The 25536-nt window shown below is 26.5% G+C and carries 21 protein-coding genes and 1 tRNA gene; 5 read left to right on the top strand and 17 right to left on the bottom strand.

From position 1 onward, the window contains the following. Positions 1 to 89 precede the first annotated feature (89 nt). From MDIS_RS01075 to MDIS_RS01045, 7 genes are all read right to left on the bottom strand, one after another. On the bottom strand, positions 90 to 1919 hold the full coding sequence (locus MDIS_RS01075; RefSeq protein WP_052506202.1) for a hypothetical protein: 1830 nt from the start codon (positions 1917 to 1919) through the stop codon (positions 90 to 92). Positions 1920 to 1968: 49 nt separating this feature from the next. Further along, a complete protein-coding gene (locus MDIS_RS01070; RefSeq protein ID WP_052506201.1) occupies positions 1969 to 3762 on the bottom strand; it encodes a hypothetical protein in 1794 nt (597 codons plus the stop codon). A 50-nt stretch (positions 3763 to 3812) separates the two neighbouring features. Beyond that, positions 3813 to 5600, bottom strand: coding sequence for a hypothetical protein (locus tag MDIS_RS01065; protein WP_052506200.1), 1788 nt, complete (start codon positions 5598 to 5600; stop codon positions 3813 to 3815). 49 nt (positions 5601 to 5649) lie between these two features. Then, the gene (locus MDIS_RS01060) at positions 5650 to 7443 is read right to left on the bottom strand and encodes a hypothetical protein (RefSeq protein WP_052506199.1); all 1794 of its coding nucleotides are present in this window, start codon (positions 7441 to 7443) and stop codon (positions 5650 to 5652) included. Positions 7444 to 7493: 50 nt separating this feature from the next. Then, positions 7494 to 9278, bottom strand: a complete 1785-nt coding sequence (locus MDIS_RS01055) for a hypothetical protein (protein ID WP_052506198.1) — start codon at positions 9276 to 9278, stop codon at positions 7494 to 7496. Then, complete coding sequence (locus tag MDIS_RS01050; protein ID WP_044635264.1) at positions 9250 to 10683, bottom strand: hypothetical protein; 1434 nt, start codon at positions 10681 to 10683, stop codon at positions 9250 to 9252. Before MDIS_RS01050 ends, MDIS_RS01055 begins: the two co-directional genes overlap by 29 nt. A 74-nt stretch (positions 10684 to 10757) precedes the next feature. Continuing rightward, the gene (locus MDIS_RS01045; protein ID WP_044635134.1) at positions 10758 to 12044 is read right to left on the bottom strand and encodes an IS3 family transposase; all 1287 of its coding nucleotides are present in this window, start codon (positions 12042 to 12044) and stop codon (positions 10758 to 10760) included. A 282-nt stretch (positions 12045 to 12326) separates the two neighbouring features. Between MDIS_RS01045 and MDIS_RS01040 the strand changes: the two genes are divergently transcribed. The 4 genes from MDIS_RS01040 (at position 12327) to MDIS_RS01025 (ending at position 16731) form a co-directional block, all read left to right on the top strand. After that, positions 12327 to 12992, top strand: coding sequence for a S1C family serine protease (locus MDIS_RS01040; RefSeq protein WP_044635263.1), 666 nt, complete (start codon positions 12327 to 12329; stop codon positions 12990 to 12992). A 118-nt stretch (positions 12993 to 13110) separates the two neighbouring features. Beyond that, the gene (locus tag MDIS_RS01035) at positions 13111 to 13839 is read left to right on the top strand and encodes a hypothetical protein (protein ID WP_044635262.1); all 729 of its coding nucleotides are present in this window, start codon (positions 13111 to 13113) and stop codon (positions 13837 to 13839) included. A 562-nt stretch (positions 13840 to 14401) separates the two neighbouring features. Continuing rightward, complete coding sequence (locus MDIS_RS01030) at positions 14402 to 14932, top strand: hypothetical protein (RefSeq protein WP_044635261.1); 531 nt, start codon at positions 14402 to 14404, stop codon at positions 14930 to 14932. Positions 14933 to 14934: 2 nt separating this feature from the next. After that, positions 14935 to 16731: a hypothetical protein gene (locus tag MDIS_RS01025; RefSeq protein ID WP_044635260.1), complete on the top strand. Its 1797-nt coding sequence runs from the start codon at positions 14935 to 14937 to the stop codon at positions 16729 to 16731. A gap of 17 nt (positions 16732 to 16748) precedes the next feature. Here the strand turns inward: MDIS_RS01025 and MDIS_RS04245 are convergent, their stop codons facing one another. From MDIS_RS04245 to MDIS_RS00995, 6 genes are all read right to left on the bottom strand, one after another. After that, positions 16749 to 17177, bottom strand: a complete 429-nt coding sequence (locus MDIS_RS04245; RefSeq protein ID WP_044635259.1) for a hypothetical protein — start codon at positions 17175 to 17177, stop codon at positions 16749 to 16751. A gap of 176 nt (positions 17178 to 17353) precedes the next feature. Continuing rightward, positions 17354 to 18691 carry a trigger factor gene (tig, locus tag MDIS_RS01015; protein ID WP_044635258.1) on the bottom strand — a complete coding sequence of 446 codons (1338 nt, stop codon included), beginning with the start codon at positions 18689 to 18691 and terminating at the stop codon, positions 17354 to 17356. A gap of 268 nt (positions 18692 to 18959) precedes the next feature. After that, positions 18960 to 20195 (bottom strand): Hsp33 family molecular chaperone HslO, encoded by a 1236-nt coding sequence (locus MDIS_RS01010; protein ID WP_044635257.1) that lies wholly within the window; start codon positions 20193 to 20195, stop codon positions 18960 to 18962. A gap of 15 nt (positions 20196 to 20210) precedes the next feature. Continuing rightward, positions 20211 to 21038 carry an MAGa7180 family putative nuclease gene (locus tag MDIS_RS01005; protein ID WP_044635256.1) on the bottom strand — a complete coding sequence of 276 codons (828 nt, stop codon included), beginning with the start codon at positions 21036 to 21038 and terminating at the stop codon, positions 20211 to 20213. A gap of 8 nt (positions 21039 to 21046) precedes the next feature. After that, entirely contained in the window at positions 21047 to 21697 is a 651-nt protein-coding gene (locus MDIS_RS01000; RefSeq protein WP_044635255.1) for a chromate transporter, read from the bottom strand. Then, the gene (locus MDIS_RS00995) at positions 21681 to 22286 is read right to left on the bottom strand and encodes a chromate transporter (RefSeq protein ID WP_084217528.1); all 606 of its coding nucleotides are present in this window, start codon (positions 22284 to 22286) and stop codon (positions 21681 to 21683) included. The genes MDIS_RS01000 and MDIS_RS00995 overlap by 17 nt, the downstream gene beginning before the upstream one ends. Positions 22287 to 22342: 56 nt before the next feature. Between MDIS_RS00995 and MDIS_RS00990 the strand changes: the two genes are divergently transcribed. Then, a tRNA-Trp gene (locus tag MDIS_RS00990) sits at positions 22343 to 22417 on the top strand. Between the two features lie 15 nt (positions 22418 to 22432). Here the strand turns inward: MDIS_RS00990 and MDIS_RS00985 are convergent. Genes MDIS_RS00985 through gltX form a run of 4 tightly spaced genes read right to left on the bottom strand, consistent with a single transcriptional unit; the run spans position 22433 to position 25493 of the window. Next, positions 22433 to 23188 (bottom strand): TrmH family RNA methyltransferase, encoded by a 756-nt coding sequence (locus tag MDIS_RS00985; RefSeq protein ID WP_084217527.1) that lies wholly within the window; start codon positions 23186 to 23188, stop codon positions 22433 to 22435. Then, on the bottom strand, positions 23175 to 23699 hold the full coding sequence (locus MDIS_RS00980; protein WP_044635748.1) for a tRNA (cytidine(34)-2'-O)-methyltransferase: 525 nt from the start codon (positions 23697 to 23699) through the stop codon (positions 23175 to 23177). The genes MDIS_RS00985 and MDIS_RS00980 overlap by 14 nt, the downstream gene beginning before the upstream one ends. Further along, complete coding sequence (locus MDIS_RS00975) at positions 23692 to 24099, bottom strand: hypothetical protein (protein ID WP_044635253.1); 408 nt, start codon at positions 24097 to 24099, stop codon at positions 23692 to 23694. The genes MDIS_RS00980 and MDIS_RS00975 overlap by 8 nt, the downstream gene beginning before the upstream one ends. After that, the gene (gene gltX, locus MDIS_RS00970; protein WP_044635252.1) at positions 24090 to 25493 is read right to left on the bottom strand and encodes a glutamate--tRNA ligase; all 1404 of its coding nucleotides are present in this window, start codon (positions 25491 to 25493) and stop codon (positions 24090 to 24092) included. Before gltX ends, MDIS_RS00975 begins: the two co-directional genes overlap by 10 nt. Between the last annotated feature and the right edge of the window lie 43 nt (positions 25494 to 25536).

Below are 25536 nucleotides of genomic sequence, written 5' to 3'. Positions count from 1 at the left end.
TTTTTTTCGCATTATACATTAAATCTGTGTGGATCTCCATATAAAAAGTGCACCTTTTCAATGTTTAGCATTTGGTTTTTCTATAAAATTTAATATAGTTTCTTACCAGGAAAAAGTTCAGCAAACATTTTCTCATCCTCTTGTGCTTTTTTGCTACCCACTCCACGAAAATCTATTTTCGCGATTTTGTCAAAATAGTCATTTTCATCATAACAGTACCAAGAAAAATCAAAGTGTTCTTCTAAAATCAATTCCTTCTCTTTTTTGTTATATATATTTGAATTTTTTACAAAGTTTGAAAAATACATATGCTCATCAAAAGTTTCTTCCCAGTATCTGTTTATTGCGTTGCGGAATAAAATTAACTCATTAATAGATGATTCAATTACGTTTTTAGAAAGACAGCCTTTTTGTGATGAACAAGGGAAGAATTGCGGATCTTTGCCATCACGCAGAAAAATATCTTTTTCAAGTTTTACCAATTTTTCTTTAAAATAATATTTTAAAATTTCATACTTACCTTGATAAATATCATCGTATAAGTTTGAATGACAAAATCAGTAATAAATTTTTTCACCGTCAATATATAATAAAATGAAATTTTTTACTGCAATGGGGGAAATTCAACCAAGATTCGATCTATAAAAAGATTGGTAATATGGTTTATATCAAAAAACTGGTTTTTTTGAATCAAATTTTGAAATTATTTCATCAAAAAATCCGTATTCTTCGCCGCCAAAGTAAAAAATTTGAAAATTTTCAAGTTTTAATTTCGCCCAACTTGGTAAAATAAGATAATCAGGTTCAGTAAGATAGTCATTATCAAATTGATATCTAGGACCGAATAATATTTGCAGTAAATAGATAAATTCAATTTCATTTGTTCATTTATTTAAATTATCATAATAAAATTGACCTTTTTTGCCGAAAAGTTCAATACAATATTTCCGGTATTCAGAACCAAATTTATCAAATCAACTAATGATAAATTTATCACGATTTTCTATATTTAAATCGAGTTTTTTGATCCCGTATTTCTTAAATTTTTCAAGTAAATTATTATAACTTTCAAAAGTAAACACATTTTGAATTGACTGTATTTTTGCATTTATTTTAGGATGATATTTGTCTTTTAGCAATAAATTGTAGATATTTTCTATTTTTTCTCCAAGATATTTTTTATTTACATCACCAAATTCTGAATTATATTCATATCTTTTCGATAAAAAATCAAAGATTTTTTCTTGATAATTTTCTAAATTTTTCGGTTTAGCATAAGGAACGCTCTCCTGAACTTCTTTAATTATTAATCCTTCAATTTTCTTTAATTCATCTTTTGATTCAAATATTTCTAGAAAAATAGTAGGGTAAGAAACTGAAAATTCACATTTTTCTACATTATTAAAATTTTCAAAAGCAACAACAACCACCTGTGAACCTCTATTTTCACCTAAATAAGCTGAAAAATGTGGTTCCAAATTGATTCTATTTTGCTCATATTTCTCTCAATTAATACCTTGATCTCTTATTTTTTTCTCCCAAAAATCTATTTTTAGATAAATATCATTATAAAAATGAAAGTTTTTAAGTTCTTTTGAAAAAAACACAGTTTTTGGAATATCTTCTAATTTTAAATTGTAAATATAATCTCCTTGCTTATAGTTTATCCCAATAACTGTCTCAATCGGGTTGATATAATTGTATTCGGGTTCCATATAAGCAATTCAGTCAGGTTGCATAGAATAAACTCATAAAAAATCTGGTATTTTTTTGTTTTTAGGTCTTCCATCTGGATAATCTCGATAATGACTAATTACATTTGTGGTTGAATAAAAACTTTTTATGTCAATTTCTAAATATTTTAATTCTATTAGTGGTCTTTTTTTTAAATTAGATATTAAATTTATTTGGTTCTCCATATAAAAAGTGCACCTTTTCAACATTTAGCATTTGGTTTTTCTATAAAATTTAATATAGTTTCTTACCAGGAAAAAGTTCGGCAAACATTGCCTCGTCCTCCTGTGCTTTTTTGCTACCCACTCCACGAAAATCTATTTTCGCGATTTTGTCAAAATAGTCATTTTCGTCATAATAGTTCTCAGAAAAATCAAAGTTTTCCCTTAAAATTATTGCTTTTTCTTGTTCGTTATAAATTTTTGAATCCTTTATAAAATCCGAAAAATAAGTATATTTATCAACTTGTAGTTCTAAAAATTTTTCTACTGCATCTCGAAATAAAAACAATTCACCGATAGATGATTCAATTAAATTTTTAGTTAGATAATATTTTTTAGGCAAATCAAAAAAGAACTGTGGGTCTTTACCATCACGTAGAAAAATTTCTCTTTCTAGTTTAACTAATTTTTCTTTAAAATAATATTTTAAAATTTTATACTTCCCTTGATAGATATCATCATATAAATTTGAATGGCAAAATCAATAATAAATTTTTTCCTCTCCAACATACAATAAAATGAAATTTTTTAATGCAATTGGGGAAAGTCAACCAACATCGGTTCTATAAGCAAAGTGATAATATGGTTTAAACCAAAAAACAGGTTTTTTTGAATCAAATTTCGAAATTATTTCATCAAAAAACCCATATTCTTCACCGCCAAAATAGAAAATTTGGAAATTTTCAAGTTTTAATTTCGCCCAACTTTCCAAAATAAAATAATCAGGAACAGTAAGATATTCAAGATCATCTTCATATCTAGGACCAAATAATATTTGCAATAAGTAAATAAATTCAATTTTATTTGTTCATTTATTTAAATTATCATAATAAAACTGACCTTCTTTGCCAAAAAGTTGAGTGCAATACTTCCGGTATTCAGCGCCAAATTTATCAAATCAACTAAGAATAAATTTATCTCTATTTTCAATGTTTAAATCAAGTTTTTTAATTCCGTATTTTTTAAATTTTTCAAGTAAATTATGATAACTTTCAAAAGTGAAAACGTTTTTAATTGGATGTATTTGCGATTCTTTTCCAAAGTAATAATTCTCTTTTAACAACAAATTGTAGATATTTTCTAAATTTTTTCCGAGATATTCCTTATTTACATCTACAAATTCTGAATTATATTCATATCTTTTTGATAGAAAATCAAAGATTTTTTCTTGATAATTTTCTAAATTTTTCGGTTTTGCATATGGAACACTTTCCTGAATCTCTTTGATTATTAAATTTTCAATTTTCCTTAATTCACTTTTGGATTTAAACATTTGCCGAAAAATAGTTGGATAAGAAATTGAAAATTCACATTTTTCAAGATCGTTAAAGTTTTCAAAAGCAGCAACTACCATTTCGCTACCTTTTGAATCATCGATAGTTTCTGAAAAATAAACCTGAGGGGTGTTTATCTCATTTGGATTTTTATTTTTCAAACAATATTCTTCGTTTTCCCAATTAATAATTAAACATTTAATATCATCATAAAAATGAAAGTTTTTAAGCTCTTTAGAAAAAAACACAGTTTTTGGAATATCTTCTAACCTTAAATTATAAACATAATCTTCCTGCTTATAATTTATCCCGATAATTATCTCAATTGGATTGATAACACTATTGCAAAAATCCATAATATAAGTTCATAAAAAATTAGGTATTCTTCGAAATAAATCATTGCATTCGAAAAAACTTTCATAATGTAAAAATATATTTCTTGTTGAACAAAAACTTTTAATATCAATTTCTAGATATTTTAATTCTAATAATCTTTTTTTTACATTAGACATTAAATCTGTGTGGATTTCCATATAAAAAGTGCACCTTTTCAATGTTTAGCATTTCGTTTTTTCTATAAAATTTAATATAGTTTCCTCTTACCAGGAAAAAGTTCAGCAAACATTTTCTCATCCTCTTGTGCTTTTTTGCTATATTTTCCGCGAAAGTCTATTTTTGCCATTTTTTTAAAATATCTATTCTCGTCGGAAAAATCAAAGTTTTCCCTTAAAATTATTGCTTTTTCTTGTTCGTTATAAATTTTTGAATCCTTTATAAAATCCGAAAAATACGTATATTTATCAACTTGTAGTTCTAAAAATTTTTCTACTGCATCTCGAAACAAAAACAATTCATCGATAGATGATTCAATTAAATTTTTAGTTGGATAATCTTTTTTAGGCAAATCAAAAAAGAACTGTGGGTCTTTACCATCACGTAGAAAAATTTCTCTTTCTAGTTTAACTAACTTTTCTTTAAAATAATATTTTAAAATTTGATACTTCCCTTGATAGATATCATCATATAAATTTGAATGGCAAAATCAATAATAAATTTTTCCCTCTCCAACATACAATAAAATGAAATTTTTTAATGCGGTTGGGGAAAGTCAACCAACATCAGTTCTATAAGCAAAGTGATAATATGGTTTAAACCAAAAAACAGGTTTTTTTGAATCAAATTTCGAAATTATTTCATCAAAAAGCCCATATTCTTCACCGCCAAAATAGAAAATTTGGAAATTTTCAAGTTTTAATTTCGCCCAACTTTCCAAAATAAAATAATCAGGATCAATAAGATTTTCAAGATCAACTTCATATCTAGGACCAAATAATATTTGCAATAAGTAAATAAATTCAATTTTATTTGTTCATTTATTTAAATTATCATAATAAAACTGACCTTCTTTGCCAAAAAGTTGAGTGCAATACTTCCGATATTCAGCACCAAATTTATCAAATCAACTAAGAATAAATTTATCCCGGTTTTCAATGTTTAAATCAAGTTTTTTAATTCCGTATTTTTTAAATTTTTCAAGTAAATTATGATAACTTTCAAAAGTGAAAACGTTTTTAATTGGATGTATTTGCGATTCTTTTCCAAAGTAATAATTCTCTTTTAACAACAAATTGTAGATATTTTCTAAATTTTTTCCGAGATATTCCTTATTTACATCTACAAATTCTGAATTATATTCATATCTTTTTGATAAAAAATCAAAGATTTTTTCTTGATAATTTTCTAAATTTTTCGGTTTTGCATATGGAACACTTTCCTGAATTTCTTTGATTATTAAATTTTCAATTTCTTTTAGTTTATCTTTTGATTTAAACATTTGCCGAAAAATAGTTGGATAAGAAATTGAAAATTCACATTTTTCAAGATCATCAAAGTTTTCAAAAGCAACAACTACCATTCTCTCATCTTTTGAATCATCGATAGTTTCTGAAAAATAAACCTGAGGGGTGATTATCTCATTTTGATTTTTATTTTTCAAACAATATTCTTCGTTTTCCCAATCATCGATTAAACATTTAATATCATCATAAAAATGAAAGTTTTTAAGTTCTTTTGAAAAAAACACAGTTTTTGGAATATCTTCTAATCTTAAATTATAGACATAATCTTCCTGCTTATAATTTATCCCGATAATTATCTCAATTGGATTGATAGCACCACTGCAAAAATCCATAATATAAGTTCATAAAAAATTAGGTATTCTTCAAAATAAATCATTGCATTCGAAAAAACCTTCGTGATGAGGAATTATTCTTAGGGTTGAACAAAAACTTTTAATATCAATTTCTAGATATTTTAGTTCTATTAATAGTCTTTTTTTTGCATTAGACATTAAATCTGTGTGGATCTCCATATAAAAAGTGCACCTTTTCAATATTTAGCATTTGGTTTTTCTATAAAATTTAATATAGTTTCTTACCAGGAAAAAGTTCGGCAAACATTACCTCGTCCTCCTGTGCTTTTTTGCTACCCACTCCACGAAAATCTATTTTCGCGATTTTGTCAAAATAGTCATTTTCGTCATAATAGTTCTCAGAAAAATCAAAGTTTTCCCTTAAAATTATTGCTTTTTCTTGTTCGTTATAAATTTTTGAATCCTTTATAAAATCCGAAAAATACGTATATTCATCAACTTGTAGTTCTAAAAATTTTTCTACTGCATCTCGAAATAAAAACAATTCACCGATAGATGATTCAATTAAATTTTTAGTTAGATAATATTTTTTAGGCAAATTAAAAAAGAACTGTGGGTCTTTACCATCACGTAGAAAAATTTCTCTTTCTAGTTTGACTAATTTTTCTTTAAAATAATATTTTAAAATTTTATACTTCCCTTGATAGATATCATCATATAAATTTGAATGGCAAAATCAATAATAAATTTTTTCCTCTCCAACATACAATAAAATGAAATTTTTTAATGCAATTGGGGAAAGCCAACCAACATCGGTTCTATAAGCAAAGTGATAATATGGTTTAAACCAAAAAACAGGTTTTTTTGAATCAAATTTTGCAATTATTTCATCAAAAAGCCCATATTCTTCACCGCCAAAGTAAAAAATTTGGAAATTTTCAAGTTTTAATTTCGCCCAACTTTCCAAAATAAAATAATCAGGAACAGTAAGATATTCAAGATCATCTTCATATCTAGGACCAAATAATATTTGCAATAAGTAAATAAATTCAATTTTATTTGTTCATTTATTTAAATTATCATAATAAAACTGACCTTCTTTGCCAAAAAGTTGAGTGCAATACTTCCGGTATTCAGCGCCAAATTTATCAAATCAACTAAGAATAAATTTATCTCTATTTTCAATGTTTAAATCAAGTTTTTTAATTCCGTATTTTTTAAATTTTTCAAGTAAATTATGATAACTTTCAAAAGTGAAAACGTTTTTAATTGGATGTATTTGCGATTCTTTTCCAAAGTAATAATTCTCTTTTAACAACAAATTGTAGATATTTTCTAAATTTTTTCCGAGATATTCCTTATTTACATCTACAAATTCTGAATTATATTCATATCTTTTTGATAGAAAATCAAAGATTTTTTCTTGATAATTTTCTAAATTTTTCGGTTTTGCATATGGAACACTTTCCTGAATTTCTTTGATTATTAAATTTTCAATTTTCCTTAATTCACTTTTGGATTTAAACATTTGCCGAAAAATAGTTGGATAAGAAATTGAAAATTCACATTTTTCAAGATCGTTAAAGTTTTCAAAAGCAGCAACTACCATTTCGCTACCTTTTGAATCATCGATAGTTTCTGAAAAATAAACCTGAGGGGTGTTTATCTCATTTGGATTTTTATTTTTCAAACAATATTCTTCGTTTTCCCAATTAATAATTAAACATTTAATATCATCATAAAAATGAAAGTTTTTAAGCTCTTTAGAAAAAAACACAGTTTTTGGAATATCTTCTAACCTTAAATTATAAACATAATCTTCCTGCTTATAATTTATCCCGATAATTATCTCAATTGGATTGATAACACTATTGCAAAGATCCATATTATAAGTTCATAAAAAATTAGGTATTCTTCGAAATAAATCATTACATTCAAAAAAACTTTCATAATGTAAAAATATATTTCTTGTTGAACAAAAACTTTTAATATCAATTTCTAGATATTTTAATTCTAATAATCTTTTTTTTACATTAGACATTAAATCTGTGTGGATTTCCATATAAAAAGTGCACCTTTTCAATGTTTAGCATTTCGTTTTTTCTATAAAATTTAATATAGTTTCCTCTTACCAGGAAAAAGTTCAGCAAACATTTTCTCATCCTCTTGTGCTTTTTTGCTATATTTTCCGCGAAAGTCTATTTTTGCCATTTTTTTAAAATATCTATTCTCATCGGAAAAATCAAAGTTTTCCCTTAAAATTATTGCTTTTTCTTGTTCGTTATAAATTTTTGAATCCTTTATAAAATCCGAAAAATACGTATATTTATCAACTTGTAGTTCTAAAAATTTTTCTACTGCATCTCGAAACAAAAACAATTCAGCGATAGATGATTCAATTAAATTTTTAGTTGGATAATCTTTTTTAGGCAAATTAAAAAAGAACTGTGGGTCTTTACCATCACGTAGAAAAATTTCTCTTTCTAGTTTGACTAATTTTTCTTTAAAATAATATTTTAAAATTTGATATTTTCCTTGATAGATATCATCATATAAATTTGAATGGCAAAATCAATAATAAATTTTTTCGCCATCAACATACAATAAAATGAAATTTTTTAATGCAATTGGGGAAAGCCAACCAACATCGGTTCTATAAGCAAAGTGATAATATGGTTTAAACCAAAAAACAGGTTTTTTTGAATCAAATTTCGAAATTATTTCATCAAAAAATCCGTATTCTTCACCGCCAAAATAGAAAATTTGGAAATTTTCAAGTTTTAATTTCGCCCAACTTTCCAAAATAAAATAATCAGGATCAATAAGATTTTCAAGATCAACTTCATATCTAGGACCAAATAATATTTGCAATAAGTAAATAAATTCAATTTTATTTGTTCATTTATTTAAATTATCATAATAAAACTGACCTTCTTTACCAAAAAGTTGAGTGCAATACTTCCGGTATTCAGCGCCAAATTTATCAAATCAACTAAGAATAAATTTATCTCTATTTTCAATGTTTAAATCAAGTTTTTTAATTCCGTATTTTTTAAATTTTCCAAGTAAATTATGATAACTTTCAAAAGTGAAAACGTTTTTAATTGGATGTATTTGCGATTCTTTTCCAAAATGATAGTTATTTTTTAGCAGCTTATTGTAGATATTTTCTAAATTTTTTCCGAGATATTCCTTATTTACATCTACAAATTCTGAATTATATTCATATCTTTTTGATAAAAAATCAAAGATTTTTTCTTGATAATTTTCTAAATTTTTTGGTTTTGCATATGGAACACTTTCCTGAATTTCTTTGATTATTAAATTTTCAATTTCTTTTAGTTTATCTTTTGATTTAAACATTTGCCGAAAAACAACTGGATAAGAAACTGAAAACTCACATTTTTCAAGATCATCAAAGTTTTCAAAACCAACAACTACCATTTCGCTACCTTTTGAATCATCGATAGTTTCTGAAAAATAAACCTGAGGGGTGATTATCTCATTTTGATTTTTATTTTTCAAACAATATTCTTCGTTTTCCCAATTAATAATTAAACATTTAATATCATCATAAAAATGAAAGTTTTTAAGCTCTTTAGAAAAAAACACAGTTTTTGGAATATCTTCTAATCTTAAATTATAGACATAATCTTCCTGCTTATAATTTATTCCGATAATTATTTCAATTGGATTGATAGCACCACTGCAAAAATCCATAATATAAGTTCATAAAAAATTAGGTATTCTTCGAAATAAATCATTGCATTCGAAAAAACTTTCATAATGTAAAAATATATTTCTTGTTGAACAAAAACTTTTAATATCAATTTCTAGATATTTTAATTCTAATAATCTTTTTTTTACATTAGACATTAAATCTGTGTGGATTTCCATATAAAAAGTGCACCTTTTCGACATTTAGCATTTTATCTCTATCTACTCAATTATCTTCAAATATTAGTCTTCTTACGTGAAAACTAGGAAAAAAGACATTTTGGTATTCTTTATTTGGTTTAGACTTAGGATCAGGAATGAAAAATACATTTTCAGGCTTAGTTCAATCAATTGGATCTCTTGCTAGACCATTCCCAACAACAAAATGACTTTTAGAAAAATGGTGATTTTTATTTAAATTATTGTCATCTGATATTGATCTACTATTTCCTAAAATAAAATTTGCTGTATCTCTTGTTTTTTCGGCTAAAGTTCGCATAACTAATCGATTATTTGAGTAAAAATCTACAGGGGAATTTAGTTTTAAATTCATATTTTTACGGTCATTCTTTTTTTTACCAATATTATTTTTTATTGAACTAGGCAGCAAATTATCAATAACAATTTGAGTTAATTTTGACTGGGCTAGTAAGCTTCCAACTGCTAAGGCCCAAGCTTGAGTTTCTGATATTTCTTGTTCACTAATAACAAAATGGGGTGTTAGATCTTTGTCATGAAAATTAAAAAATCAAGCAAGATGGATTCCTTTGTATTTCTGTAAACTTTTCTTGTCTTTTACAATAGAAAGGGTTATAACATTTGCTTTTGCTTTTGTTTTTGTTTTTGATTCTGTTTTTTCTTTTGTCCTAATTTTAGATTCACCTTCTTCTCTTGGTAGACTATCTAAATCAACAACAATTGAACTTTCAGTTTTTGAAATGATTTCGCTATTATTTGACTCATAGCGGCTTCTAGTGCCGCTATCAATTCATCTACCAATATCACTAACGATATCTGGCATTTTAACTGCTACTGTTGTAACGGCAACTGTTGCAACTACAGCCGCTACAGCTTTTGCAATAAATGGAATAAAAGGTAGTAAGAAAAAGAAGGTTTTTTCAACTCGAGTTGGTTTTAGTAATTCTTCAAAATCAACAATATGATTTTCAAATTTTAGTTTTGGTTTTCCATCTTCAAAATACAGAATAGCTTTTTTGTTAAAAATTTCAAGCGAAAGACTATTCAAAATTACATCGCCATTTTGATTAATTTTGATTTTTATATCATCAAAATTAGGAACATCAGATTTAGTGCTTGTCTTGTTTATTTGTATTCCGTTTTTTTCAATATTGGCGTTAATAATTAATGAATTTTGTTCGTTTGTAGTTGAAGTAATTTGCACTAAATCTTTGAAATTTACAAGTTTTTTTGAATTTGGTATGTTTAAATCACGAGTTTGTACTTTAAAATCTGAATGATTTTTTGTATTTTGAAAGTGCCAAAGTGGTGCAAAAACACTTACAGTTATTGAAGAAAATGCGATAATATTTACAATAAATTTAAAAAATTTCAGTCGTTTCTTCATTAAATTAAGTTAGTATAGGAAAATGAGACACATCATTATTTTTAATTATTTTTAAAACAAATTTTTATTATTTTTTATTCTCCAAAATTGTGAAAATTTTTTTGAGCACCAAATTGTTCAAAATGAGAATTTGGACTCAAATATGAAAGGCAACTTTGCACTCTAGTTTTATTGTATCATTTAACAAATGAGCTGATTTTTTGATGGGCATCTTCAAGGTTTTCAAAAATTTTACCCTCAACATTCAAGTATTCTCTTTGTAAAATAGCATAAAAGTATTCAATCGGGCGGTTTGCAAGCGCGTTTCCTTTTGGCGACATTGATTGTTGAATGTTGTTTTCTTTTAAAAATTGAGCAAATCGGTGGTTAGCATATTCAACTCCATGATCTGAATGGAAAAATTTAGGTGTAATTTTGTGTTTTTTGATTGTTTCTTTTACTAATTTTATTGTTTCTTCTGAAAATCTAGTCTTGGAAATTGAAAAATTTAGCAAATAATTAGATTTTGTTTCAATTATTGAATGCAAAAAATAAAAATCATCGCCAATTCTTATAAATTTAATATCAGCAAATCATTTTTCACCAAAATTTTTAGATTCAAATTGTCCTTTGATATGATCTTCGGCTCAAATCCGCGAAAATTTAGCTTCTTTTGGCGCATTTTTACCTTGTTTTTTGTAAGCAATCGATTTTATCCCTAAATGTTCATAGTGTTTTTGAAAAACATATGTGCTTATATTATTTCCTTGATTTTTGTATACATTATACAAATTATCTCGACCTTTTACTTTTCTGTTAAAATTAAAACTTTCAAGAATTCAATCAAGTAATTCTTTACTGTATACCATTTCTTTTGGTGATTTTTTCACCTTTATTTTGCGATAAATCGATGTGCGATTAACTTTTAAAACGCTGCAAAGTCTTGTTGAATTTTCGATTTGATCCTTATCTTTTTCTGCTTCTTGTTTTCGCTTTTTAAGTTCGTCCATTACAATTGCAGGATCAATCCCGTATCTTCTAAGGACGTTTTCCATTATTTCTTGATAAATTCCGCGGTCATTTTCCGAAAGATCGTTAATTGTGTATTGTTTTTTTGACTTACGTGGTGATTTATTTTTACCACGTGTGCTAATTAATCCGTTCATACCATAATTATAATACTTTTTTTGTCAGTTTCGAATTAAATTATTCGCATATGTCTGTAAAAAACCCTCTTTTTGCGATTTTTTATTAACTGATTTATTTTTATAAATTTCACGAAACTCGTTTGCAAAATGTATAGTCGCACTTTTGAATCCTTGCGATTCAGCGATTTTGATATATTTGATTTTTTCATTAATTGAAAATTTATTTTGTTTCATAAAAAAACACACCTCTCTTGGTGTGTCTCATTTTTTTCTACTAATTTATTTCTTCATTAAATTTCCTTTTTTTTTAATAAATAATTATAATTTTAACAGTTAATGAAGCATTGTTTTTAAAATTTTAGCATATAATAAATTTTTTTCAAAAATATGTTAAAAATGTTGTATTTTTGAAAAAAATTTAAAATTTATCTAAAATAGAAAAATTTTAACTAACCTTAGATTCAACTTTGAACATAAAAATTTTTTTCTGTCTTTTGTGAAAGTTTTAAATGAAAAATGAAAAAATTGAACAAAAAATATAGTTTGATAGGTTTGTTTTTAAGCATAAATTTTGGATTATTAGTTGCAAACATTACCTTGCTAGCAAATCAAAAAGTTAATTTAAGTTATAAAATTAACTTGGATAATCTTTTAAATTCAATTGTTGAAATTAAAATTAAAAAAAATGAACAAAACTTTTATGCAACTGGTTTTGTTTTGGATAATATGATCATCACAAACAAGCACATTCTTGATGATGCCGATAAAACCGATATTTTTTACCGTTTTGCAAACGAAAAAGATTATACTAAATCTAAAATTATTAATATTTCAAAAAAATATGACATATTAAGTTTGGAATTAAAGTCAAAATCTAAAAATCTTGAATTAGAAACAAATTTTAACTACGGTGAAGAAATTTTTACAATCGGAAACCCGCATAATCTTGGTCTTACAATTAACAAAGGAATTGTTTCGGGCACTAATAAGTTAGAAAATGAAGGTATTTTTGTTCGAAGTAATATAACAATCGAACCAGGAAATAGTGGCGGCCCTGTTTTAAATAGTAAAAATAAAGTTATCGGAATAATGACATCACGACTTGTAAACGAAAAACCAGTCCAAGGTATCTCGTTTTTCATTCCTTCAAATCAAATAAAAGAATTCCTAAATTCGAATTAGTTTTTATAAAATTTTTAAAATTTTTGTTTTATTGTTGTAAAATTAACTCTAATATTTGTTGTGATAAAAGTGATTTTTGATCTAATTAAAACAAAAAATATTAGTTTTTAGGTGAATAATGAAAAGGAAAATCAAAATCCTTAAATATATAGCTAATTTTTTTGCTTTTAGCGCACTTAGTTTATCAACGATAATCCCCTTAACTTACCAACAGAAAACAATTTTAAAACAAAATTTTAATGTTTTAAATCGCGATTTTGATGAAAATTATAATAAGAAAATCGCTAATTTTAGTGATTTTCTAGAACTAAAAAGTGTCCAAGAAGATGGCCAAAACTTAATAATTGAATCTAAATTAAAAAAATCTTTTAGTCTAATTCAACAAACTTCTACTAATTTAAAAATCAATAATGATCAATATTTTAATTTGATAGTTAAACCAAATGGTGAAGTTTTAGTTAATAGTAAAGAATTAAAAATTTTTAATGAAATAGGAAAAATCTACTTAAAAAACAAGACTCCACACCTTGTTTTTCGTGGTTATGATCTTGATTTTGATGCTTTAGTTAAATATAAAAAAATTGAAAAAACTTTCTTTTTTGCGATTCCAGCGATTGTTTGAGCAATTGGTGGGGCAATTATTGCGGCCACAGGAACCTATGCTTTACATGAAGTTGGAAAAAGTATTGCCGATTCAATACCTGCTGATAATGTTTTTGGTGGTCTAGGTAGTTGAGGGCAATCTGTTGGTTATATTGAAAAAATTGAAGCTGATGATGTGTTTAAAAAAGATAAACCAATCAAAAAAGACGAAGCAATTGCTGCCGCAAAGACGATCACTTTTTAAGTTGTTTCAGATGAAGAACAACTTAAAAAATTTGATGGAATCCATCTTGCATATCTTTCAGATTTGACAGGGTCTGTTATTATAAGTAGTCAAGAAATTAATTTTTATCTTGCGTGAATCTTTGCTGTCAATTATAGATTGTTTGCAGATATTTTTCTGTCAAAAATAACAGATCTTGGTGTTTCCTGAGTTTCCCAGTTAGTGGTATAATTAATTTGTAAATATCAAAAAACACTAACAAATAAGGATTTGTTTTAAAAAATAATAAGAAAAAAATACTAACCTTTCATAACAATTATGATGTAATTATTTTAATAATAAAAATGTTAAAAAAGTTATTCTTTTTTAGTTTTATAGTAAAAAACCTGATTTGTAAATGCATAATAACCTCTAATCAAAAATGAAAAGCGACTAGAAATGTATTTTGCTAGTAATGTTTGACAAAAATCCGGGTTATAAGTCGAAAAAATTGTTATGAAATAACGTTAAGTTCTAAAAAGATCACCTAAATTAGGAGATCTTTTATAATTAAGCGTTTGTAACTGGGAAACTCAGGTATAGATTGTTTGCAGATATTTTTCTGTCAAAAATAACAGATCTTGGTGTTTATTCTTCGCTTAACAAATCTCTACCTGAAAAATTTGGAAAATATGTTGATTTTTACTCTCAAAGTCGCGACCAAATGTTTGAATTGGCAACTGCAACAGCTACAACTTTAAATACAATTTTGGGTTTTAGTCAAATAACTAACGGTTATTTAAATGATGATGGTGATTTTGGAAAAGAATGATATTCAATTAAGGAAAATAGTTTAACTGATATTATTCCACCGCTGCCTTCTGGAAAGGAAGAAATAAGTATTTCATTAGACGAAAATAAAAACAAAGTGATAGAAATTGAAGGCAAAACAATAAATAAAAAGGGTCATCCTAAAAATGTAATGTTTGATTATTTTCATGTTCGTAGAGAAATGATGATTTTTGGTGAAAATAGGGGAACAAATAAAAAAATTTTACAGCAAAAATTGAACTTAAGAAAATCATATGAAAGAACTCATTTCTTATATGGAAACCCTAAAGCAATTGGAGGGTAAATATGTTGGAAAAAATTAAAGAAAAACTAGAAAATTCAGATTACATTTTCATAAATAAGTCCAAATTTATCTCAACACAAGATATAAATTTTAATCTTTGGGATTCCTGCACTATTCCAGAATTAAAACATATTTATGAATATAAATTTGAAAGACTTTCTAAATTTACAAGTCCACAACTTGATATATTTATCAATGTGGTTCAGTATTTGGGTTTTTTCGATGATTCGGGCGAATATGTAAACAATGCAATCGAGGATCTAATTGCTTTACAATATAAAAAAGATGAAAATATTTACCATCTTTATCTAGATGAGATAAGAAATGCAACTTTTATTGTAAAATCGCTTGAAAAATATAGTTTTTATGAAGAAAAAATTAAAAAATTTATTGATGCTAATTGATCAAAAGATGCAGATTTTAACGATATTTTTTCAAAAAAAATAACTAATATTCAAGAAAATTGACAAGGTTGGTCAAAAGTTGTTATCGCTCTTGAAGATTTTGAAAATCCAGCAAAATGCCAATATTCAATTGCTTTCCCTAAGGATTTAACGCACGGATTTTCTTCACTTGAAAAAAGAAAAGAAGTCGAAGACTTAATAATTAAGGAAATTGAAGAACTAATTCCGTTTGCAAAACCGAAAAATATCGAAAATCATCAAGAAAAAATTTTTGATTTTTTAACAAATCGCTATCATTATAATAGTAAATTTTTCGAAAAAAACAAGCCATATTTAGGTGAAAAAGTTGAAAAACAACTTGAAAAAATAAGAAAAACTGGACTAAAAAACAAGTATAAATTGGCTTATAATGTAAGAACATTAGAAACTTATGAAAATATTTTGCAAAAATTTGCAAAATACAACATAAAAAAAGTTAATCTAAACATTGAAAATCGCGAGAAATATATCCTAAGCTGGCTTGATAAATTCGGTCAAGAATACAAGCAGCATTGCTATGAACTTTTTGGTAAAAAGGGAATTGAATATTTTAATGATCTAAATTTATGAACAAATAAGTTAGAATTTTTCTATCTTTTACAGATGTTTTTTGGTCCTGAACATACTTTAATTGATGAATATTTAGCAAACCCTGATTGATTAATTGTTTCAAGTTGAGTTATGCTAAACAAAGAAAAGTTTGAAATTTTCTACTTTGGTGGTTCAGAATATGGAATTCATCAGGAAATAATTGAACAAATCGATTCAAAAAAACCAACTTTTTGACTAAATAATCAGTATTCACACTGTGTCACTGGCGATACATTGTGAGTTCCGCAACTTGCTTTGCACAATTTTATTTTTTTATACCATGATGGTGAAAATATTTTTTATTGAATCGGTATCACACCATTTTATGATCTAGTTTATTTAGGGAAATATGAATCATTAAGAATTTATTATAAAAATATGATTTATCAATTAGAAAAAGACATTTTTTTACGCGAAGGAACCGAACCAAAACTCTTTCCTGCAGGTTTGCACGGTGATTCTTGGTTTTATTCTAACGAATATCACACACGAAAAGATGTAATTAAAGGTTCAAAAGAAGAATTTGAAAAACTAACAAAAGCTATTAATTTATATAAAAAAGAATATAAAACTTTTGACTTGTTTATAAAAAGATCGGGTTTGTATTCGCTAAAAGAACAAGATTTAATTCTTAAAAACGATGTATTTAACGAAATTTATAACTCGAATAAAACAATTGAAAATTGATTGACTGTCATTGAGGAAAAAATTAAAGACTTTGATTTTCGGGCAATTTATAAAAAGAAACTTTATGGTTATGATTAAAATAAAGAAAAGGTAAATTAGTAAATTTTAAAATTTTGGATTAATTTTAAGTTATTAGTAAATTCAAAAATGTGCGAAGTTGAAACAGCTTGGGAAACGGCTGTAGATGCGCTTTGACTATTATTTTGAATTTTCTTTATTTCCTTTATTGCCTCATCTAATTTTTGAGATAAATCCTTAACATTTTCAAGTTGAGTTTTTAAAGAGTCAATATCTAAACTTGAAAATTTATCAAATCCTTCTTGAAATTTTTTGAGTTGTTCAGAATCAAATTTACCAACAGCTTCTTGAACATCACTAATTGTTTTTGTAATTTTATCAATTTGGAAATTTTCAATTTGCTTTTTAAATAAAAAGTACAAAGTACCAATTATTATTGCAAATAAAACAATATTTCCGATAACAACAGCTAAGACTGTTGATAAAAAACGTGCAAACTTGGACACAAAACCTCCTAAAATAAGTTTTTTACTAGTTTTTGCAAGAAAAAACCGTAAAAATCTAAGCTAAAAAATAGTTTAGATTTTAATTTTATTTACTCATTTAATTTTTCTTCTTTTTGTTCAGTTTTAACTTTCTCTACTATGGTTTCAGTTGATTTTTTTCCTATTTTATCAGATTCTTATTTGTTTTCTTCCACTTTTTCTTCTTTAGTTTTTCCCCTAGAAACCGGTTCTTTGCCTTCAGTATTAAGTTCAATTAATCTATCAATAACTTTTTTATTTGTTATATTGATTTGGATTTCGCTATGAGGGATAGTTTCTTTTAACTCTTCAACTGATTTACCAGTAAATTTAGATAATTTTTCAATTTGATCATCATAATCTTGTTGCGTTGGAACAAGACCTTCTAATTTTGCAATTTCGGCAAAAACAAACGAATTTTTCAATAATTTTTTTGCTTCAGTTTCTAATTGTTTGCTAATATCTTCCTCTGAAAATTTAGTAATTCGACAATATTCCTCAAGTGTAAAACCTTGTTGAGTTAATGTTGAATGAAATGTTTCTCTAAGCCGATTAACTTCAGCAAAAATTAATTTACTTGCAAGTGGAATTTCAACTTGTTCAACAATTTCAGCAAGGGCATTTTTTTGAAACTCAACTCTTGCACGCTCGATATTTTCACGTTTTGTAAGATCGCTTAAGTATAACTCTAACTGACTAATTGTCTCAACATCTTTTATTTTTAAAGAAGCTACAAACTCATTTGTCAATTTAGCAGGTTGATTTTCCTTAATTTTATTAATTTTAATATGGAAACGTGCGTGTTTATTAGCATAGGCAGGAACGTGATAATCTGCAGGAAAAGTAACGTTAATATCGGCTTCTTTTTTGATTTCAAGACCAATTAATTGCTCTTCAAAACCCTTAATAAAACTATTTGAACCTATACGAAGTTCAAAATCCTCGGCTTCTCCACCTTCAAAAGGTTGCTCGTCAATAAAACCTTTAAAGTCAAAATTAATAACATCACCCATTTTTACAGGACGCTCAACACTAACAAATTTTCCTTTTGATTCTAAAAGTTTTTGTTTTTGCGCCTCAATATCTTCTGCTGTTGCCTCTTTAACATAATATTTAGTTTTAAGGTTTTGATAATTTGCTAATTTAATTTCTGGATAAACTGGGTAGAGAAATTCGATTTCCAAATTATTTCTATCCATATTAACAATGTTAAAAATTGGTGATTCAATAACATTATCACTATCAATTACGTTTGAAAAAGCTTGTTTTTCAAGTTCAGGAAGATACATTCGAAGTGCTAATTCAAAAATTGCTTCAGGGTTTAGAAGTGGACGTGCTTTTTCTAGAGGAACTTTCCCTTTTCGAAAACCACGTAAAGACACTTTTTCTGCTTGTTTTTTTTCTGCTTTTTCGTAAAAAGAGTTTCACTTTTCGGGATCAGCAGTTAATTTTATTTTGAGTTCAGCACTTTTAGGTAAAAATTCACGTGTTATCATTAATATTAATCCTTAATTATTTATTCATAAATTTAACATAATTATAAATTAAATTATCTAAATTTTTTTTAAAAAATGAAAAAAGGTAAAATTTGTATTAAATTACTACTATTTTCTGCAATTATTAAAATCTAGTTCTTTTTCCTTTAAAAAGAATAGTTTAAAAGTTAAATTCAATTAAATTTTACCATTATTTAGCACCTAAGGAAAAAGGAAAATAATTTTAGTTACTAAATTTTATTAGATTTTTGAAAAAATTTTCAAAAATCTATATTTTTACCGTATTTTCTCTAATTTCGTTTATTTTTTTAGCAGCAAATTCAATAGTTGCTTTAATTATTTCAGAACGTGAACCTTGAAAATTCATCTCTCAAACTTTATTATTCAAAGCAATAAAAACTTGTCCTAATTTTCCATCTTGGATTCCTGGGCCCGCATTGCCTGTCAAACTAATTGCATATTTAGTTTTGAAAAAATTTAAACCGTAGTCAGCCATTTTTAAAGCTGTTTCTGCATTAGTGACTCCGTTTGTTGTATCGATTCCAATTTGTTCTTTAATTCGATTTTGATAACAAACAAGTCCGCCAGCAAAAAATTGACTTGCACCAGCGGTTTTTACAATTTCAGCAGCAAGCGCACCACCAGTTAGCGACTCAACTGTTGCGATACTAAAAGGTTTTTGTACAAAAAGTCAATCTTTTTTCGTAAATCATTGACTTTTTCCGCAAAAATTACATTTAAATTCAATTTTTTGATAATTTTCAATTAAATTATCAACTTCTTTTTCGGTTAGCAGGTTCAAATTTTTTTCAAAATTTTTATTTACACAATTGCAAAAATAGGTTCAATTTTGATTCTCGATTAGGTTAAAATTTTTAAAAAAGTCTATAAAATCATAGATCTTTTTGTTTGCAAGTCATTTTTCAACTTCTTCAATTTCATCAGACTGATAACCTGGTAAAAGTTGAATAATTAGAGATTGTGCCTTTGTAATTTTTAGTTCATCATTTATTTTTATTAAGTTTTTTATTACCGACTTTGTTTGTTGTGACTGATGAAAATAAAAAGCTAAATCACTAATAAAATCGCCAACTTGCAACTCAACTTGACCAGAATAAATTTTTCTATCATTAAATCTACTAATTTTTAAAAAACCAGAATTAGTTATAAATGAACTTAATAATTGATTTACACTGTATTTTTTAAAAAAATCTCTTGAAATTTCGAAGTTTTTACTGTTAATACTAGCACGAATTTGTCCGTTTTTGTTTGTTTCGATAATTAATGATTCTAAATTTTCAGACTTAACTGTGACTGTATATCCGCCATTTTTTTCTTTAATTAACCGCGAAAGTGGGCCAAAAACATTAATTGCACTGGCTAAAATTAACGAATTAATGTTATCAATTTGATGAACTTTAATTGCATCATTGACAATTTTTGTCATTTCCGAAACAATTATTAAAATATTTTTCCGTAAATAAACATTAGAATATGATTCCATAATCGACTTTCAAAATTACTGATTTTCCGTGGCGATTGATTCTGTCCATTTTTCCCAAAGAATTTTTCACTGTTCTTCGTTTTCACAACTTAGGTATTCTAAAATTTGCGCATCAGTAACTGGGTTAAATTTTGGAGAAGTGCCTAATTTTGTATAATAATTGTATCATTTTTTGATTTTTTCAATGTCATCAAGAACTTGATTTTCATTAACGTCGAAACTATAAGCTTTGATATGGCGGTTTTTGATAGGAAATTCACTAGGGTTTTTATAGTCAGATTCTTCTAAAAAAGTAGCGACAATTGCGTATTTTTTTGCTTTTTTTAAAAAAGAATATAATTGTGCTTGCTTTATATACTTTTGTGGTAAATTTTCACCTTTATTTCCCCATTTTATAAAATTTTTTATTCCTGTTGTTTTTATTTCAATTATCGTGTTGGTTTTTTGAATAAACCCATCAGGAATTCCACCAATAATTGGATCTTCTTTGAAATAATCATAGTTAAATTTTTCGGGTGGAAAAGTTTCGATTTTTACATTTAACTTTTCAGAAATCGCTTTAATAACAAGTGGTTCGATTGCAACTCCAGCATCAATATATTTTGTGTCTAAAATTGGCATATCAAGTTTTGAAATTTTAACAAAAGCACGAAATGGAGAACTAAAATTATCAATGCCGAGAACTTCGCCAATCAAAGTTCCACCAACTTTTTTAAATCCAGTGTTAAATCCGAATTTTTTATTTAGTAATTTTTGGTGAAATGAAGGTTCTAAAATTAAAACCTGATTTTCATAGTCAATAAAATAATCTTTTTTATGGTAAAACTTTCGATTTCTGTACATAAAATTCCTTAAAGTCAAGGTTGAAGACTAATTAGCGCAAGTGAAACTCCGATAATTATTAATAAGAAGAGATTTGTTTTTCTTAAATAGAGAATAAAAACTATTATAGTCCAAAAAAAAGCGAATAAAATAAAAACTCAAAATCTTCATCCCTGCAAAAATTCGTTAACTTCTTTTGTCAAAACATAACCGTGATTGGAATTAAAAGTGTAATTTACTAAAATTAAATTGACAAATAATTGAAAGGCCAATGCTAAAATAATTCCGATGATTGCAGGTCGGAAAACTTTTACCAAATTAGTTCAAAAAATGCTATTTTTTGCTTCAACACGTTTTGCAATTTTTAATCAAAAAATAATTAAAAAAATTGCTGGAAAAATAAAGGCAATCAGGAAAATAATTGATAAAATCCAACCGATAATTCCAAAATTACCTATTAAAAAACCTGTCATTACTGCCAATTTTATTGACAAAACTCCTGGTGTTGAATTTGCAACAGTGAAAATTTCGTTGATTTGTTCTTGATTAATATTCATCCCTAATTCGCCAAGAAGTAATCAAAACCAATTAAAGACTGGCATAAAAACTTGTCCGCCGCCAAAAACAAGCAAACTAATTAAAACAAGCCCAAGAATCGCTAAACTAATTAGTAATATCATGCTTTTTTTTTCGTTTTTTTATAAAAAATCAAACTGAATAGATAAAAATAACTGCAAAAATCGGTACTAGTGCTAAATTATATGGGCTTGGAACGAAAAAACTATAGATAAAACTAAATAGTAAAATAGTAAAATAAATAGCAGAATTTAATGATTTTCTATCGTTTTTCCAATAAATATAAGAAAAACCTAATAAAATACCAATAATTGTCGAGAAAATCGCTAAATTCAGAACAATCAAATACCTTTTTGGCAAAAATTTAAGCGCATAAATTAGAGCTAAAAATAATAAAAGGTGCGGCAAAATTCCTAAAATAGTCGCTAAAACTCCGCGAATAACGCCTAATCTTTTGATTCCAATTAAGGAAAGCATTTGGACAACCGACGGACCAGGTAATAAGTTTGTTAAAATCAAACCTTCATCAAAGTCTTTTTTTGAAATTCACTGTTTTTTGGTGACGGCATAACTAAAAATTATTGGCATTAAAGAGTTACCGCCACCAAAAGAAATTAAAGAAATTTTCATTGTAAATCATAAAAAGTATAAAAAGTCTTTAATTTTTACCGATTTATTGGAATTTGTGTTCATAATTTAATTAAATAATATATTATTTTTAATAAAACGTGGTATAATATTTATGGTTTAGAGGTGTAGTTCAATGGTAGAACAACGGGCTTCAACCCCGTATGTTGCGGGTTCGACTCCTGTCACCTCTGCCATTTTTTTTTTTTTTTTTATTTAAGTCTAAAAAAATGGCAAAAAATTGCGTGTGCACTTGCAACATTTAATGATTCAAAATTTATTGGAATATAAATTTTGTGTTTTGCAAACTTACCTAGTGTTTTTGAGACCCCTTGTCCTTCGTTACCAAAAATTAAGGCATATGATTTTTTAGCATCAATTTTAAAAGTGTCTAAATTTTTTGCACCATTTTCCAATGAAGTTATGATAATTTCTTGTGTTAATTTATAATTAAAAAAATCCAAAATATCTTTAAAAAAGTAGATATTTGCATTGAAAATAGCACCTTTTGATGCTGAAATTGTTTTAAAATTGTAAAGATTCACGCCCGAATAGACAATATCAAAACCAAAACTAACAGAATTTCGAATAATTGTACCTAAATTTCCTGGATCTTGAATATTTTCAAGAATTATTAACCGCTTTGAGTTCAAAAAAAAGTCAATTTCTGGCTGTGGTTTAAAATTACAAACTGCAATTCCATCGCTTGGACTTTCATATTGTGATAACTTTTCAAGAATTTTTTCAGTCACTAAAATAAAATCAGTTCCAAATTTTCTATATTTTTCAAAATTTTCTTTTGTTGTTATTATAGTTTTGAGCAAATTATTTTTGCTTCCTATTTCAATTTCTTTAAAACCTTCAACAATAAATTTATGCAATAAATTACGGTATTTTTTTGATTTTAGCTTAATTATTTCTTTTAAATTTGAGTTATTTAAAGAGTTTATTTCCTTAATTTTTATCAAGATAATTTTTTCCTTTTTGAACCTCGAAACGTGATAGATCTTGAAAATCTAATTGACGATAAACTTCATAAGCAACAATTACAACTGTATTTGCAAGATTTAAGGAACGAGCCTTTGCTACCATTGGAATTCTTAAACATTTTTCTTTATTTTTTTTCAAAATTTCAACAGGAATTCCTGTTGATTCTCGACCAAAAACAAGAAAAATATTGCTTTTTTCATTTATTTCTTCATTGTAATTAACATCAGTATAAATTTTTTTACCATAACGGGTAATGAAATAAAGATTTTCTTTGCCATATTTTATTATAAAATCTTGTCAATTTTCATAAATTTCATGCTCTATATCCGAAAGCAAAATTCCTGCAGCTGGACGTTTTAGATGTTTTGGATCTAAATCAAAAGCGATTGGCTTGATTATATGTAATTTCATATTCAAAACAAAACAAGAACGAATGATATTCCCAGTATTAGGACCAATTTCGGGTTGAAATAAGACAATGTTAATCATCTATAAACTCCAAATCGCTAGTATAAGTGGCAATTTTAGCATTTGGGGTTGGTTCTTCATTTTTTAACAAAAGATCATATTCAATAGAAACAGACTTAGGTTTAATATCAAGTTTATTTAAAACTGTAGCAACTTTAGTTTCAACTGTGTTATTGTAAAAAATGTTATCAATTTCCTTATTTAGTTCAAAAAATAAAGTGTTTTCTCCTGAAAAAACAGTCAAATTTTCCCCAAAAATTTCCAATCTTATCATTGTATTATTTTCAGGGTTTAACATTTCAAACACATCGGTTTCAACATTGTCTATTTTTTCTTTTGTGATAGTGATATCGTTAATAAATTCAACCATTTTTTTAACTTCGCCATCTGTTTTAATGCCAGAAAAAAATTTTACCTTCATTTTGATAGCCTTTTTTTAATTATTTCTGATCCAAAAAGTCAAATCGCCTTCGCTAATTCAGGTCCTGAAATTGTTCAGGTTGTCGCTAATCTAATTGGCAATAATAATTCTTTACCTTTAATTTTAAGTTCAAAGGAAATTTGCTTAATTAATCCCTCAATTTTTGTCACATTTCAATCACTAAAGTCAATTTTTTTAGCGAAAACTTCAATTGGTTTTTGATTAACTTCTTCTAATTTTTGGGCAATTTCAAGGGGAATTGATTCGCTAGGTTTTAAGAATAAATCTAAATTTTTATAAAAATCACTGTATTTTACAGCACTTTTTTGATAAGCGTCAATAAAAAGACGATTTCAATTTGCGTCTTTCCCAAGTTCTAATTTGCTTATAATTTCATCAATTTCCATTTTTGAAATGTATGATTTAGAAAATCAATTTAATTTTTCAATATCAAAAAATGAAGGCGCCTTTGAAAGTCGACGATAATCAAAAGCGTCAATTAAACCTTTTTTATTAAAAAATTCTTTTGAATCAGCGCTAGTCCAACCTAAAAGTGCAAGAAAATTAAAAACAGCGTGATTATGATAGCCTTGATTTTTATAATCTTCAATAAAATGGAACATACTTTTATCACGTTTTGAAAGTTTTTTCCCATTTTTATCTGTGATTATGGTTAAATGCCCAAATTCTGGAATTTTTCACGAAAATGCTTCATAAACTGCTATTTGCTTTGGTGTGTTTGAAATATGTTCCTCACCACGGAAAATATGACTGATTTTCATATCAAAATCATCAACAACAACAGCAAAATTATAAGTTGGAAAACCATCGGATTTTATAATAACTCAATCGCTGATTGAGGAACCAGTAAAGCAAATTTGACCGCGAACTAAATCGTTTCAGCAATAGTCTTTATCAGTTTCAACCTTAAATCTTATCACAAACTCGTTGTTCTTTTTTCTTTTTTCTTTTTCAGAATCAGAAATTTTTAGCCAATTTCGGTCATAACGGAAACTAAAAATACCTTTATCTGCTTGTTCTTTTTTTTGTTGTTCTAACTCAACAGCATTTTCAAAAGCATAATAGGCAAAACCTTTTTCAACAAGATTTTCTGCTAATTTTTGATAGCGTTTTAATTTTTCTGATTGTCGATAAGGTCCAAATTCCGTAATTGAACCAGGTTTTTCATCAGGTTCGATTCCTAGTCATAACAAATTTTCGATTTGCGATCTTTCACCACCTTCAACATTTCGTGAATTATCACTGTCTTCGATTCGCAAAATAAAATCACCGTTATTATGTTTTGCGAATAAATAATTAAAAAGCGCGGTTCTTGCACCACCAATGTGTAAAAAACCTGTTGGCGAAGGTGCATAACGGGTTCTAATTTTCATTTTGACTCCTTTCTAAAATTAACGATTTTTTTTTTTTTTTTAT

The sequence above is a fragment of the Mesomycoplasma dispar genome (genome assembly GCF_000941075.1).
GTDB lineage: Bacteria > Bacillota_I > Bacilli_A > Mycoplasmatales > Metamycoplasmataceae > Mesomycoplasma > Mesomycoplasma dispar.
This window is presented reverse-complemented; position numbering and strand designations above follow the sequence as displayed.